We start from the raw sequence: 14165 nt of genomic DNA on the forward strand, positions 1-14165 counted from the left end.
TATTAACTTGCTAGCTGTTTGCCGCTTCGCTTAGTTGCCGCTTCGCTTATCAGCAAAGTGAACCTCTGGACTTGGCGTGCAGCCTAACAGTGCATCACTCACTCTAGGAGGTGTCGTATGCAAACTACTTACTTCTGGGCAGGGCTGGCCGTGATCCTTGTGTTGCTCGACCTGTGGATCATCAACAGTGTCTGGCGCAGCAGCAAAACCTCGCGCACCAAGCTGGGATGGACCGCATTGGTGATCCTGCTGCCGTTTGTCGGCGCGGTGATCTGGAGCGTCGCCGGGCCGCGTGGCATAACCAAAGGGCCATCGTCACCGGAACACAGCAAGGGCTGAGTCCGATAGGGAGCGGTCCGGTACCGAATTTTTACCCGGCGCTCGCTTTCCAAGGAGTAGCGCACGCTGTCTATCCAGAGGAGGGAAGTGCATGTCAATCGCCGCAGCCACTGTTGATTGCCTGAAACAACATCGCCTGCTGCTCACCACCGCCGAGTCGTGCACGGCCGGCAAGATCATTTCGCTGTTGTCGCAAGTAGAGGGCAGTGGTGCGTGTATCGAGTGCGGGTACGTGGTGTATTCCGAAGAAGCCAAGCAACGCTTGTTGGGTGTCAGTGCCTACACCATCGCGACGTTCAACCTCACCAGCTGCGAAGTGGCCCGCGAAATGGCCCAGGGCGCCTTGCGCGATAGCCCTGCGCAGGTGGCCGTCGCCACCACTGGGCTGCTGGGACCTGACAGCATCGATGGCATCCCGCCGGGCACCGTGTGTTTTGCCTGGGCGTATCACCTCAATGGCGCAGTCAAGGTATTCAGCCGCAAGGAACGCTTCATCGGTTCGCGCGACCAGGTGCAGGTACTCGCCGCTGAATATGCGTTGAAAGGCGTGATGCGTTTTCTGGATGAGGCGGTTGGCCTTTAGGCGCGGCAGTGCTGCGGCCTTGGCGGGCAAGCTCTGCGTCTGCAGAGCTTGCCCGCTCGTTGGTTTGACGCCGCAGCTCAGCGCATCTGCAGGATGATCGGCGTGCTGCTCGCCGGATCGGTGTGCTCGCGCAGTTTGCCCACGTCCTTGGCCTCGACCGCGCTGCCGTGGTTGCCCCAGGTGCTGCGCACGTAGGTCAGCACTTCGGCGATGTCCTGGTCGGACAGTTGCTCGCGCAAGGCCGGCATACGATAGGCGTCCGGAACGCCGGCGGCTACTACGCGCTGGGCGCCGTTGAGGGTGATGTTAATGGCCGAGGCGGTTTCTGTGGCCAAGGCTGAGGTGGCCCCCGCCAGCGGCGGCATCCAGTCGGGCTGGCCTTTGCCGTCCGCGCCATGGCAGGACGCGCAGCGGGTGGCATAGGTGTGGGCGCCCGGAGCGTCCGTGCGGGCGTTGGCGGCAACGGCCTGGTAAGCCCAGGGTGCACCGTCGCGCTGTGGGTCGCCAGGCAAGGACTTGAGGTAGCGGGCGATGGCGGCCAGGTCGTCGTCGTTCATGAACTGAGTCGAGTTGTTGAACGCTTCCGTCATCGAACCGTACACCACCGCGTGCTGGTTGCGACCGGTCTTGAGGAACTGCACGATCTGCGCCTCGCTCCAGCGGCCCAGGCCGGTATTGGGGTCCTGGCGCAGGCTGGGAGCGTACCAGCCGTCGAGCAGCGCGCCGGCGAGGAACGGCGTACCGGCTTCGTCCAGGGCCTTTTCGTTGAAGGCCAGGCCGCGCGGCGTGTGGCAGCTGCCGCAATGGCCGGGACCCTGGACGATGTAGGCACCCCGGTTCCACAGCGCGTCCTGCGCGGGCTTGGTCGCATACGTGGCGTTCGGCGCGAACAGCCCGTTCCACAGCGCAATCGGCCAGCGCATGTTCAGTGGCCAGGGGATGTCGCTGGGGATGTTGGCCTGGTTCGCCGGTTGTACGCCCTTCATAAAGAATGCGTAGAGCGCGCGCACATCATCGTCACTGAGCTTGGCATAGGAGGGGTAGGGCATGGCCGGGTACAGACGCCGCCCGCCGGGCGCTACGCCGTGGCGTACCGCGCGGTCGAAGTCGGCGAGGCTGTAGCGGCCGATGCCGTGGGTGGGGTCCGGCGTCACGTTGGTGGCGTGGATATTGCCCAGCGGCGTGGCCATTTCCAGGCCGCCGGCGAACGGCGCCTTGCCGGGCAGGCTGTGACAGGCCACGCAGTCGCTCAGGCGCGCGACGTACTCGCCACGGCTGACCAGCGCAGGGTCGAACTCGGCAGCTTGCGGCTGCTCGAACGCGGTAACAGGCTGACGGGTGACGTACCACGCCAGCGCGCCGGCGGCGACCAGGCAGGGCACGGCCAACCAGCCGAGGGTTCTTGCGAATCGGTTGTTCATGGGCGGTCTCGGTCGGTCAGCTGAAAGTGTGTCGGCTCAATGGCAGGCTGCGCACGCGCTGGCCGGTCAGTTGCGCCACGGCGTTGACTACCGCCGGCGCCACGGCCGGCAGGGGTGGTTCGCCGATGCCGCCCATTTTTTCGCCGCTCTCGACGATCTTCACATGCACCTGGGCCATCCGCGAAGGTGGCAGGATCGGGTAAAGGTCGTAGTTGCGCGCCCGTGGCTTGCCGTCCACGTACACCGCTTCTTCCAGCAAGGTTTGCGACAGGCCCAGGGCCACGGCGCCGTTGACCTGCGCCTCTACGATGGCCGGATTGACGATGCTGCCGGGGTCGATGGCTTCCCAGATGTGATGCACCTTGACCTGGCCTTTATCGATCGACACCTCGGCGATCACCGCCGCATGCGAGCCAAACGGCGAGGCCATGGCCACGCCCCGCGCGCGGCGGGTGCCGTCTTCGGCGGTATAGGGGCCGCGCTTCCAGCCGCCGGACAACTCGGCCGCCGCCTTGAGCAGCGTGGTCAGCCGCGGGTTGTCGCGCAGCAGGTGCAGGCGCAGCTCGTACGGGTCGCGACCGCCTTTGTCGGCCAGCTCATCAAGGAACGCTTCATAGAAAAAGTCGTTGAGCGAATTGCCCACCGACCGCCAGTAGCCAAGCATGGCCGGGCCTTTGACGTAGATCTGTGCGATGCGCTTGTTGGGGATCGCGTAGCTCTTGCCCGACAGCCCTTCAAGGGCGGTGGGGTCGAGTTTGTCGCCCTGTTTGCCGGCAATGGCTTCGGTGGGGCCTTCGGTGGCGCTCACCGCTTCGATGGCCACGGGCAGGCCGTCGGCGTCCAGCGCGGCGCGGAACTTGACCACCGCCACCGGGCGCAAAACATCGCGCAGGAATTCTTCTTCACGACTCCAGATCAGCTTGATCGGGCGACCCACCGCCTTGGCCAGGGCAATGGCCTGCGGGTAAGGGCTGGCTGAGTCGTACAGGAAGTGCCGACCGAAAAAACCGCCCAACAGCGGTGAATGCAGGTTGATGCGCTCGGGCGCCAGGCCGGTGCGTTTGGCGATGTCGGCGCGGAACATGTCCGGCGCCTGGTTGGGCAGCCAGATGTCCAGCGAACCGTCCGGGTTGAAGCGCGCCAGTGCCGATGGCGGCTCCAGTTGCGCGTGGTTGACGTATTGGTTGTGGTACGTCGCTTCGACCTTGGTTTTGGCGCTCGACAGCGCACCGGCCACATCGCCTTCGTTTTCATCGTCACGGGCCGGGCCTTGCTGGGCCGCGAGGAAATCACGGTAAGCGTCGCTGGAAAAATCCGCCGGCATCGCCCGCACGGTGGAATCGGCGGCCGGTTCCTGCCAGTCCACCTGGATCGCTTCCACCGCGCGTTTGGCATGCCACCAGCGCTCGGCCACCACCGCCACCGCGCCGGGCAATTGATGCACGGAATGCACGCCCTTCATGGTCTCGACCTGAGCCTGGTTGCGCAGGCTGCCGACGGTCATACCCAGGCGCGGCGCATGCTGCACGGCGGCATGGAGCATGCCGTCGACTTTCAGGTCGATGCTGTACAGGGCCTTGCCGGTAGACTTGTCGTAGGCGTCGACGCGCTTGACCGGTTTGCCGATCCAGCGGAACTGGCTCGGGTCGCGCAGGGTGACGCTGGCCGGATCGGGCACCGGCATGTCCAGAGCGCGGCTGGCCAGCTCGCCGTAACCCAGCGAGCGGCCGGACGCGGCGTGCACCACACGGCCCGGTTGGGTGGTCAACTGCGCCACCGGCACGCCGAGCTGTTGCGCGCCGGCCTGCAGCAGCATGGCGCGGGCAAGGGCGCCGAGGCGGCGCATGGTCGGGTAGCTCATGCGCACCGACATGCTGCCGCCGGTGATGCGCATGCCGTTTTCCATCACCACATAGGCGTCGCCGGGTGGTGCCGCTTCAACGATGAAAGTGGCGGGGTCGGCGTCCAGCTCCTCGCCGACGATCTGCGCCATGGCGGTGTGCGTGCCTTGGCCGCCTTCCATGAAGGGGCTGAGCAGGCGCACGCTGCCGTCGGGACGAATTTCCAGGAATGCCGGCACCTGAGTGCCGCGTTCGGCGGCCGCACCGGTAGCGGCCTGTACCCTGGACGCGCCCAGCGGCAGGCCGAAGCCGATGACCAGCGCGCCCACGGCGGTGCTGGCCAGAAAACGCCGGCGGGACAGGTTGATCGGTTCGCCCAGGGGCAGGCCGGGAATCAGTTCAGGCGTGTTCATCAAGCGTGCTCCTTCCCGGTCGCCAGGTCCTGCACGGCGGCATGAATGGCGTTGTAGGTGCCGCAACGGCACAGGTTGACCATCGCCGCGTCGATCTGCTCCACCGTCGGCGCCGGGGTGTGCTTGAGCAGCGCAGTGGCCGCCATCACCTGCCCGGACTGGCAGTAACCGCACTGCGCCACCTGATGCTCGACCCAGGCGCTGACCACGCGTTTGCCGATTTCATCGGCTTCGATCGCTTCGATCGTGGTGACCTCACGGCCCACCACACCGGCCACCGGCGTCACGCACGAACGCACCACGTTGCCGTCAACCAGCACCGAGCAGGCGCCGCATTGAGCCAGTCCGCAGCCGTACTTGGTGCCGGTCAGCCCCAAGTCATCGCGGATCACCCACAGCAACGGCGTGTCGGCGTCGGCATCGACCTGATAGGTCTTCTGGTTGATTCGTAGCTCCATGACTGGCTCACCTGCTGATCTTCGGTTAGGGATACTGTTTTCTTATAGGGAGGGCGATAGGTCGCCCATCGTCGAACTCTATTCGACTGCGCAAGGGCTATCTATGCGATTACCTGTAAGTTCGGAGGATCAGGCAAGTATTCGAGAGAATCGGATGACTGCGCGGCGGTCACCCTGATCGTTCAAGCGGGCCGCGCTCAGGCCCAGCCGTCCCGCACGGCGTTGCGAATACCCTCCAGCAGCATGGCGAAGGCCGGGTTGTCGTTGCCTTCACGCCAGATCAGGTGCAGTTCGCTCTGCGCCCCTTCGCCCAGGTCAATGTCGCGGAACACCACGTTTTTGAACACCACGCTGGTGGCGCAGCGCGGCACCAGGGCCAGGCCCATGCCGGCGTTGACCAGCGCCAGAATGGTCAGGGACGAGCCCAGCCACTGCACGTAGTCCGGCGCCACGCGCGCCGAGCGCAGCAGGCCGGTAAGCAGCTCGTTGAACGGGGGGTACGCGGCATGGGCGTACATCAGGAAGGGTTGCGCGTCCAGGTCCTGCACGCTGACCGCCTCGGCATCGGCCAGGCGGTGCGCACTCGGCACCGCCAGCACAAAGGGCTCGCGCACCAGGCATTCGGTGGCATAGCCCGGTTCCAGCAACGGCGCGCGCACGATGCCCAGGTCGATGCGCCGCGCGCGCAGGGCTTCGTATTGCTGGTAGGTGTTCATCTCCGACAGGTCGATCTTGACCTGAGGCTGCTTGAGCCGCGCTTCGGCAATGACCTTGGGCAGAAACTCATACACCGCGCTGCCGACGAAGCTGATATTGACCGTGCCGATATCGCCCTCGGCGAAGCGGCGCGCGGTGATGGCTGCCTGCTGGGCGCGTTCGAGCAGGTTCTGCGCTTCGATAAAAAACGCCCGGCCGGCGGCGGTGAGTGCGACGCTGCGGGTAGTGCGCGTAAACAGTTCCACGCCCAGGTGATGTTCGAGCAACTGGATCTGTCGGCTGAGGGGCGGCTGGGTCATGTTCAGCCGCTCGGCGGCACGGCGAAAATTCAGCTCGGTGGCCACGGTGGTAAAGCAGCGCAGCTGGGTCAGCTCAAACATTGATCTAATCCTGGTATCAATCGAATGCCAAGTTAGATTAGACGGGATCAATCTCAGGCGTCCATGATCGATGCGCCCTACAAAAATAATGATCGGGAGTCGCCCTTGGATACCTTCCACAACCCGCCGGACCCCACCGTGCTCGCGCGTGCGGCCGCCAAGGTCAAACGTCACGTGCTGCCGCTGTTCGTGGTGATGTTCATCGTTAACTATATCGACCGGGTCAATATCGGTTTTGTGCGCAGCCACATGGAAACCGACCTGGGCATTGGCGCGGCGGCCTACGGCCTGGGCGCCGGGCTGTTTTTTATCGGATACGCGATTTTCGAAGTGCCCTCCAACCTGTTACTGCAACGCTACGGCGCACGGGCCTGGCTGACGCGCATCATGTTCACCTGGGGCGCAGCCGCGATGGCCATGGCCTTTGTACAAGGCGAAACCAGTTTCTACGTGCTGCGCTTTGTACTCGGCGCCGCCGAAGCGGGTTTTTTTCCCGGCATCATTTATTACTTCACCCAATGGCTGCCGGCCGCCGAGCGTGGCAAGGCCATGGCGATTTTTTTGAGCGGCTCGGCCATCGCCTCGGTGATTTCCGGGCCGGTGTCGGGCGCGCTGCTGGGCGTGAGCGGCCTGAGCCTGCACGGCTGGCAATGGATGTTCCTGATCGAGGGGTTTGCCTCCATCGTGCTCTGCGGGTTCGTGTGGTGTTGGCTGCAGTCCCATCCCCGCGAGGCGAGCTGGCTCAGCGCGCAGGAAAAGCATGCATTGGTCAGCGCCATCGACCATGAGCAGCAGGCCCGTGAAGCCGCCCAGGTCAGTCGTCCATCCCTGTTCAAGCTGCTGGCCGACAAACAGATCGCGCTGTTTTGTTTCATCTACTTCTCGATCGCCCTGACCATCTACGGCGCCACGTTCTGGCTGCCGAGCATGATCAAAAAAATGGGCGACCTGGGGGACTTCCAGGTGGGCTTGTTCAATTCGATTCCGTGGTTGATTTCCATCGTCGCCATGTACGGTTTCGCCTCCCTGGCCAGCAAGTGGAAGCACCAGCAGGCCTGGGTTGCGCTGATGCTGGTGATCGCGGCGGTCGGCATGTTCATGTCCACCATCGGCGGGCCGGTGTTTGCCTTTGTCGCCATCTGTTTTGCCGCGATTGGTTTTAAAGCCGCCTCGGCGCTGTTCTGGCCGATCCCCCAGGGTTACCTGGACGCGCGGATCGCGGCGGCGGTGATTGCCTTGATCAATTCGGTGGGCAACCTCGGTGGCTTCGTCGCGCCCACCACGTTCGGATTGCTCGAGCAGACCACCGGCTCCATCGAGGGCGGCTTGTATGGCCTGGCCGCGACTTCGCTGGTGGCGGCGGTGCTGGTGTTTTTTGCACGCACCGCGCCGCGTGCCGGTGCGCCTGTTAACGCGGTGAGCGCCGAGCCTGCCGTTGCCGAACCTTCCACCGATCATCACGCCATGCGCTCAGGCCTGCAGGGAGCCGTCTCTTGAAAATTGTCCGCGTTACCGTCACCCCGATTGCTTTTCGCGACCCGCCGTTGCTCAACGCCAGCGGTATCCATGAACCGTTCGCACTGCGCTCGATCATCGAGGTGGAGAGTGACACCGGCTACATCGGCCTTGGCGAAAGTTACGGCGATGCGCCGGCACTGGCGATCCAGCAACGGGTGCAGCCGCAGCTGATCGGGCTCGACCCGTTCAATCTCAACGGCTTGCGCGCTATCGTCCAGGCTACCGTCGCGGCCCATACGCCGGCGAGTCTGCCCGGAGCGGAATTGGCGCCGGGCTCCCATGCCAGCAAAGCAGTCAGCAATGCGTATTCGGCGTTCGAGGTGGCCTTGCTCGACCTCCAGGCCCACGCCTTGAACGTGCCGTTGGTGGACCTGCTGGGCGGGGCGATCCGCGAGCGCATCCCGTTCAGTGCCTACCTGTTTTTCAAATATGCCGAGCACGTTGGTGCACCCTACGCACCCGACCCCTGGGGCGAGGCGCTCAATGAGCAGCAGATCGTCGCGCAGGCGCGGCGCATGATCGACACCTATGGTTTCAAGAGCATCAAACTCAAGGCCGGGGCGCTGGACCCCGAGCATGAAGTGGCGTGTATCAAGGCGCTGAAAAAAGCCTTCCCGGGCGTGCCGCTGCGCATCGACCCGAACGGCAACTGGTCCCTCGACACGGCAATACGCATGGCCGAGTTACTGGGCGACGACCTGCAGTATTACGAAGATCCGACCCCCGGCCTCGACGGTATGGCCGACCTGCACAAACGCACCGGGTTAGCGCTGGCGACCAACATGGTGGTCACCGACTTCGATGAGTTCCGCCGCAGCGTGGCGCTGAACAGCGTGCAGATTGTGCTCGCCGACCACCACTATTGGGGCGGCCTGCGTGACACTCAGGTGCTTTCTAAGATGTGCCAGACCTTCGGCCTGGGCGTGTCGATGCATTCCAACTCGCACCTGGGCATCAGCCTGATGGCCATGGCCCATGTGGCGGCCGCGGTGCCCAATCTGGACTACGCGTGCGACACCCATTACCCCTGGCAGGCGCCGGACGAAGAGGTGATCAAGGGCGGCAAAGTGCCGATTGTCGATGGTTGTGTGCAGATCACCCGCGCTCCGGGGCTGGGCCTGGAACTGGACCATGACCAATTGGGCAAGCTGCATGATCAGTATCTGAGCTGCGGTATTCGTCAGCGCGACGATGTGAAACAGATGCAGCGTTATCAACCGGATTGGAAGGCCGTCAAACCGCGTTACTGAAGCTGGTCGCTTCGTTTGCCCGACGACGCAGTCATGCGCCGCCGGGTTTTTTTTGCTCTGCGGATTTTGGCGCCGGCGAACGCTCCTGCTCCATGGCGCGCCGGATGCGCATCAGGTCCTGATACGCCTCGGTGCGCTTGGCGTCGGCGACCTGCTTGGCTTCGGTAAAGCGCAGCCACGCGGCGGCATCCGCCAGGCTGGTGCCGATGATGTCGTAGGCCGCCTGTTCCAGGCGGTCGGCTTCGAAGAACAATTCGGTGTTTCTAGCCAATTGCGCATCCCAATCGGATGGTTGCGACGCTTCACGCTTGTTTGCTGCCATGGCGCTTGCCTCCGGGTCGTCCTTCAGTATTGAGGGAGCGGGGCATGCGAACGTTCAAAATAGTGCATGGGAAAACGTCGCAGCGGTGTGTAATTGACGTGATGTACATAAAAGTCCAGTATGGATTTATAAGTACAAAAAACTGCGTTGCATTTTTCTTCACTCTTGCCAAACCAACAACAACCTGCGAGACACCCCCATGAAGAAACGCTTGCTGATCCCCGCCCTGGCCTTGAGCCTGCTTGCCGCCAACCATTTGCTGGCCGCTGAGAAAACCCTGCGCATCGGCATCGAGGCGGCTTATCCGCCGTTCGCCTCCAAGACCGAAGAGGGCAAGATCGTCGGCTTCGACTACGACATCGGCAATGCGTTGTGCGCGCAGATGAAGGTCAAGTGTGTGTGGGTCGAAGGTGAGTTCGATGGCCTGATTCCTTCCCTCAAAGTGAAGAAAATCGACATGGCCCTGTCGTCCATGACCATCAATGAAGACCGCAAGAGGTCGGTGGACTTCACCCACAAATACTATTTCACCTCCTCGCGCCTGGTGATGAAGGAAGGCGCGGTGGTGGATGACCAGTACGCCAGCCTCAAGGGCAAGACCGTCGGCGTACAGCGCGCCACCACCACCGACCGTTACGCCACCGAGGTGTTCGAGCCCAGGGGCATCAACGTCAAGCGCTACGGCAATAACGAAGAAATCTACATGGACCTGGCGGCCGGGCGCCTGGATGCGATCTTTGCCGACACCATCCCGTTGAACGATTTCCTGCAGATGCCACGCGGCAAGGGCTACGCCTTCGTCGGTCCGGAACTCAAAGACCCGAAATACGTGGGCGAAGGCGCGGGCATCGCGGTGCGCAAGGGCAATAGCGCGTTGGTCAGCGAACTCAACAGCGCCATCGACGGCATTCGCGCCAGTGGGGAGTATCAGAACATCTCACAGCGGTACTTCAAGTCGGATATTTACGGCGACTGAAAGGGCACCATCGGGGGCAAGCCCTCTCCCACAGACAAGCCCCCTTCCACAGGGTATGGCTGATGCCCGGTGCTCCAAGTGTGGGAGGGGCTTGCCCCCGATAAATGTCAGTCACTACTGCAATCAGGCCCGTGACCCCATTCGATCAGCCCTTGAGTTCCTTCAAGTGCTTGTAGACCGTCGCCCGCCCCATGCCCAGCACATTGGCCACGTAGTTCGAGGCACTCTTGCCCTTGAACGCGCCTTCGGCATGCAGCGCCAGTACCAGTTCGCGTTTGTGGTCACGGGTCAGCAGGTTCAGGCTCAGTTGGCGTTCGCGCATCCAGGCGTGGAGGAAGGTGTTGATACGCTCCTGCCAGTCATCGCGAAACAGCGCATCCGGCTGTGGAATCAGTTTGCTCGGCGACAGGAACAGGTCCAGCGCGGCCTTGGCGTTTTCGAACAGCGAGATGTTCAGGTTGATGCACAGCACCGCCAGCGGACGATCCTGGGTGTCACGCAGCACGGTACTCAGGCTGCGGATTTTCTGACCGTCCCAGTTGAGCTTTTCGTACGGGCCGATATTTACTTCGCTGACGTCATCGCTGAGCAGGTCCTCCAGCGCCGAATCATCGCCGATGGCGCGTTTGGACAGGTTGTTGGCGATGTAATCGACGGTCTGCGTGCGCAAGTCATGCAGCACCACTTCGGCATGTGGGAAAAACAACGTGGCGATGGCATCGGCAATCGCGCGGAAATTCTGCAGGGCCTTGTCGTGTTCGGCGGTGTTCATCAATGGGGCTCCAGGCGGGCGGGGGAGAGCATACCAGCGTCCAGCCCGAAGCGGGTCAGTGCCTGCGGCAGCGGTGCTCCGCGCACCAGTGCCGCGCTGGCCTGGCCCATCGCCGGTGAGGTCTGAATGCCGTAACCGCCTTGTGCCGCGACCCAGAACAGCCCCGGCACCTGGGTATCGAAGCCGCTGAGCAGATCGCCATCGTGCACAAAACTGCGCAGCCCGGCCCAGGTGCGGGTGGGGCGGCGGATGCTCAAGGTGGTGGCTTCTTCGATCTGGTAGATGCCCATGGCGATATCCAACTCTTCAGGCTGAACATCCTGAGCCTGCACCGGGTCGGCATTGGCCGGCGAACCGAGGAACATGCCCGCGTCGGGCTTCATGTAGAAGGCTTCGTCCAGCGCCACCAGCATCGGCCACCCATGGCTGTCCACGTCTTCGGGGCCGGCGAAGATAAACGCCGAGCGCCGCTTGGGTTGCAGGCCAATGGGCGCCGCGCCGGCCAGCTCGCCGATAAGGTCGGCCCAGGCGCCGGCGGCGTTGATAATGATCGGCGCGGTGAAGGTGGCGTCCCCGGTGCTGACCTGCCAAAGGCCGGCACGTTCGCGGCTCAACCCCAGCACAGCGCTGTCGGTACGCACCTCGCCGCCATTGCGCCGGATACCGCGCAGATAGCCTTGGTGCAGGGCGTCGGTGTCGATGTCGCTGGCGGTCGGGTCGTAGATTGCGCCGTGGACTTTTTCCCGCCGCAGGATCGGTAACATCTCACAGGCTTCATCGACGCTGAGCTGCACGACCTGGGGCACGGTGGCCTTGGCGCTGAGGTATTGCGCGTTCAATTCGGCCGGGTCGCCGGTGAAGTCCACGGTCATTTCGCCCCGTGGCGTGAGCAACGGGTGTTCACAGAAACCGGCGGGCGGGTGGTCGAAAAAGTCGCGGCTGGCCAGGGTCAGCGCGCGCACCTGCGGGGTGCCGTAGGCGGCGGTATAGAGCGCCGCCGAACGCCCGGTGGAGTGATAGGCCGGGTGGCTTTCACGTTCCAGCACGATCACCTTGCCGTGCGGCGCCAGCCAGAACCCCGTGGACGCGCCGGCAATGCCGCCGCCGATGATGATGTAGTCCGCGTGGTTCATAGCTGTCTCCAGAGGGCATTGGCCAGGGCAATGTCTTCCAGGCCCAGGCCGATGGAGCGGAAGAAGACGTGGCGATCATAGGTCGGGCGTGGCGCCAGGTCGCTGAGCAGCTCGGGCAGGTCGCCGAGCACCATGCGGGGGTGCCAGCCGTGCTGTTCGGCGGCGATCAGCATTTCACCGGCCGCGGCGGGGGTGGTCTGGCGATAGTCGCAGAACACCTGCATGTTCGTGAGGCTGTGGGGCGGCACTTCATGGGCGCGCGGTGCGTTGGTGCTGATGGAGGTGATCAGCGCCGGCTTACTCAGGCGCGCCGGGTCGAGTACGGGGCCTGCCGAGGAAGTGCACAGCAGGATCACGTCGGCGTCGTCCACCGCCGCCTCGCAGCTGGCGGCGACGCTCAGGCGCGGGTCAAGGCAATGGAGGGTGTCGTGATTGGCCGTGACCGCGCTCGGCGAAAACACACGAATGCTCTGCCAGTCCCGCAGGTTCTTCACATACTGCACATGGGCCTGGGCTACTTTGCCGCTGCCGATAATCGCCAAGCGTTGGGCCTGCGGAGCGGCCAGTGCGTCCACCGCCAGCGCCGTGGTGGCGGCCGTGCGTGCGGTGGTCAGTTCGGCGGCGTCGCACAGCAGCAACGGCTGGCCGGTGTGCATCGACATCAGCAGCGTCCACGCCGTTACCAGTGGCCCTTGTTCGCGCACGATGTAGGGCGAAGTCTTGACCCCATACACCCCCTCATTGGCCAGCACACCGAGGTAGTTAATGAAGTCACCGGCGCCGTGGGGGAATGCCACGAGCTGTTGCGCCGGCTGCACCGCGTGCCCGGCGGCCAGGTCGCGGAACAGCGCCCGCAGGATCTGCGGTACATCGAGGCGGTCCAGGTGTTGGCGGGCCTGGGTCTGGTCGATCACAAAAGGAGGGGTGAGCATGGATGTCTCCGGCGTAAACTAATTTGTCCATTATGGACTTTTAGTTCCGGCTGGCAATGGGTAGATGTCAGTCTTTAAAGACAAACCCGCCGGATAACGTGTCTTTCAGGTAACCCACCAACGCACTTACCGACTTAGGCACATGGGGTGAGTACGGGCGGATCAAATAGATCTCATCGGCAAACGCGCCCTTGAGCGTCCAGCCTTTAAGCACCTGTACCAGTTTGCCGCTGGCCAGCGCGGCGTGGGCGCTGAAATCGGGGAGCAGGGCGATGCCCAGGTGGTGCAGGGCCGCATCGCGCAAGGCTTCGCTATTGTTGGTGGCGAAGCTGCCGGCGATGGGCACGGTGATGCGTTCGACGTTTTTGTGGTTGCGTTCGAAGGTCCAGGCCGGTTGGTCGCTGCCGCGCGGGTAGAACAGGCAGTTGTGCGCCGACAGCTCGCCGGGCTCGCGCGGTTCGCCGTGGCGTTGCAGGTAATCATGGGTGGCGACCAGCACCGATCCGGTGTCGCACAGCTTCCAGGCCACATGGGTTTCCGGCACCTGAAAACCATGACGTACCGCCAGGTCATAGCCCTCGGCGGCGAGTGAACTGAGGGCATCGGACACGTCCAGTTGGATTCGCACCTGCGGGTATTGCTGCAGGAACCCCGACAGGTGCGGCACCAATTGCTGACGGGCAAACGCCACCGGCGCGGTGAGGCGCACCAGGCCGCGGATCTCTCCTGCGGCGTCGCGCACCGACGAAAAGCTGCGAGCGATCTGCTCATAGGCACTGCGCACGTCGCGGGTCAATGATCGCCCGGCCTCGGTCAGCCGCACGCTGCGGGTGGTGCGCGTCACCAGGCGGGTGCCGGTGGCTTTTTCCAGGTCGGAAATCCGCTGGCTGACGGCGGACTTACTCACCCCCAGACGCGCGGCGGCGGCGGTGTAGGTGCCGTGTTCTTCCAGCACGGAGAGCCAGTGTATGTGGGTCCACAAGCCTTCGATCTCGGATTTTTCCATGGCTGGATTGTTCATCTATAAGGACAATAAGTTCTGGATTCTGCTCTGGTTCGAAACAAAGCGAAAGCCTAAGGTGTGTCCCAACGCTACCCACCGGGATCGAC

14 protein-coding genes are annotated in these 14165 nt (G+C 63.5%); 5 read left to right on the forward strand and 9 right to left on the reverse strand.

All coding sequences use genetic code 11. The annotated features are described in order from the left end of the window. Positions 1–117: 117 nt before the first annotated feature. Positions 118–339 carry a PLD nuclease N-terminal domain-containing protein gene (locus G7025_RS19810; protein WP_181080784.1) on the forward strand — a complete coding sequence of 74 codons (222 nt, stop codon included), beginning with the start codon at positions 118–120 and terminating at the stop codon, positions 337–339. A gap of 91 nt (positions 340–430) precedes the next feature. Next, positions 431–922 carry a CinA family protein gene (locus tag G7025_RS19815; RefSeq protein ID WP_181080785.1) on the forward strand — a complete coding sequence of 164 codons (492 nt, stop codon included), beginning with the start codon at positions 431–433 and terminating at the stop codon, positions 920–922. 77 nt (positions 923–999) lie between these two features. On the opposite strand, the gene G7025_RS19820 is transcribed toward G7025_RS19815, so the two are convergent. The 4 genes from G7025_RS19820 to G7025_RS19835 form a co-directional block, all read right to left on the reverse strand. Beyond that, the gene (locus G7025_RS19820; RefSeq protein ID WP_181080786.1) at positions 1000–2343 is read right to left on the reverse strand and encodes a c-type cytochrome; all 1344 of its coding nucleotides are present in this window, start codon (positions 2341–2343) and stop codon (positions 1000–1002) included. Between the two features lie 16 nt (positions 2344–2359). Then, entirely contained in the window at positions 2360–4597 is a 2238-nt protein-coding gene (locus tag G7025_RS19825) for a xanthine dehydrogenase family protein molybdopterin-binding subunit (protein WP_181080787.1), read from the reverse strand. Then, positions 4597–5055 carry a (2Fe-2S)-binding protein gene (locus tag G7025_RS19830; RefSeq protein ID WP_181080788.1) on the reverse strand — a complete coding sequence of 153 codons (459 nt, stop codon included), beginning with the start codon at positions 5053–5055 and terminating at the stop codon, positions 4597–4599. Before G7025_RS19830 ends, G7025_RS19825 begins: the two co-directional genes overlap by 1 nt. Before the next feature lie 197 nt (positions 5056–5252). After that, positions 5253–6152, reverse strand: coding sequence for a LysR family transcriptional regulator (locus tag G7025_RS19835; RefSeq protein ID WP_181080789.1), 900 nt, complete (start codon positions 6150–6152; stop codon positions 5253–5255). Positions 6153–6215: 63 nt separating this feature from the next. Here G7025_RS19835 and G7025_RS19840 point away from each other — a divergent pair, with 63 nt between their 5' ends. After that, positions 6216–7649: an MFS transporter gene (locus G7025_RS19840; protein ID WP_375139344.1), complete on the forward strand. Its 1434-nt coding sequence runs from the start codon at positions 6216–6218 to the stop codon at positions 7647–7649. Beyond that, a complete protein-coding gene (locus G7025_RS19845) occupies positions 7646–8920 on the forward strand; it encodes a glucarate dehydratase family protein (protein ID WP_181080791.1) in 1275 nt (424 codons plus the stop codon). Before G7025_RS19840 ends, G7025_RS19845 begins: the two co-directional genes overlap by 4 nt. A 31-nt stretch (positions 8921–8951) precedes the next feature. On the opposite strand, the gene G7025_RS19850 is transcribed toward G7025_RS19845, so the two are convergent. Then, positions 8952–9242 (reverse strand): hypothetical protein, encoded by a 291-nt coding sequence (locus G7025_RS19850; protein ID WP_181080792.1) that lies wholly within the window; start codon positions 9240–9242, stop codon positions 8952–8954. A 199-nt stretch (positions 9243–9441) separates the two neighbouring features. On the opposite strand from G7025_RS19850, the gene G7025_RS19855 reads away from it, so the two are divergent. After that, on the forward strand, positions 9442–10218 hold the full coding sequence (locus G7025_RS19855) for an ABC transporter substrate-binding protein (protein ID WP_181080793.1): 777 nt from the start codon (positions 9442–9444) through the stop codon (positions 10216–10218). A 145-nt stretch (positions 10219–10363) separates the two neighbouring features. Here G7025_RS19855 and G7025_RS19860 read toward each other — a convergent pair whose 3' ends face one another. The 4 genes from G7025_RS19860 to G7025_RS19875 form a co-directional block, all read right to left on the reverse strand. Next, positions 10364–10990 carry a helix-turn-helix transcriptional regulator gene (locus tag G7025_RS19860; RefSeq protein WP_181080794.1) on the reverse strand — a complete coding sequence of 209 codons (627 nt, stop codon included), beginning with the start codon at positions 10988–10990 and terminating at the stop codon, positions 10364–10366. Next, positions 10990–12123 (reverse strand): NAD(P)/FAD-dependent oxidoreductase, encoded by a 1134-nt coding sequence (locus G7025_RS19865; protein WP_181080795.1) that lies wholly within the window; start codon positions 12121–12123, stop codon positions 10990–10992. The genes G7025_RS19860 and G7025_RS19865 overlap by 1 nt, the downstream gene beginning before the upstream one ends. Continuing rightward, complete coding sequence (locus tag G7025_RS19870; RefSeq protein WP_181080796.1) at positions 12120–13055, reverse strand: ornithine cyclodeaminase family protein; 936 nt, start codon at positions 13053–13055, stop codon at positions 12120–12122. The genes G7025_RS19865 and G7025_RS19870 overlap by 4 nt, the downstream gene beginning before the upstream one ends. A gap of 67 nt (positions 13056–13122) precedes the next feature. After that, the gene (locus G7025_RS19875) at positions 13123–14061 is read right to left on the reverse strand and encodes a LysR family transcriptional regulator (RefSeq protein WP_181080831.1); all 939 of its coding nucleotides are present in this window, start codon (positions 14059–14061) and stop codon (positions 13123–13125) included. Between the last annotated feature and the right edge of the window lie 104 nt (positions 14062–14165).

The organism is Pseudomonas lurida, from assembly GCF_013522705.1.
In the GTDB taxonomy this organism is placed as follows: domain Bacteria; phylum Pseudomonadota; class Gammaproteobacteria; order Pseudomonadales; family Pseudomonadaceae; genus Aquipseudomonas; species Aquipseudomonas quebecensis.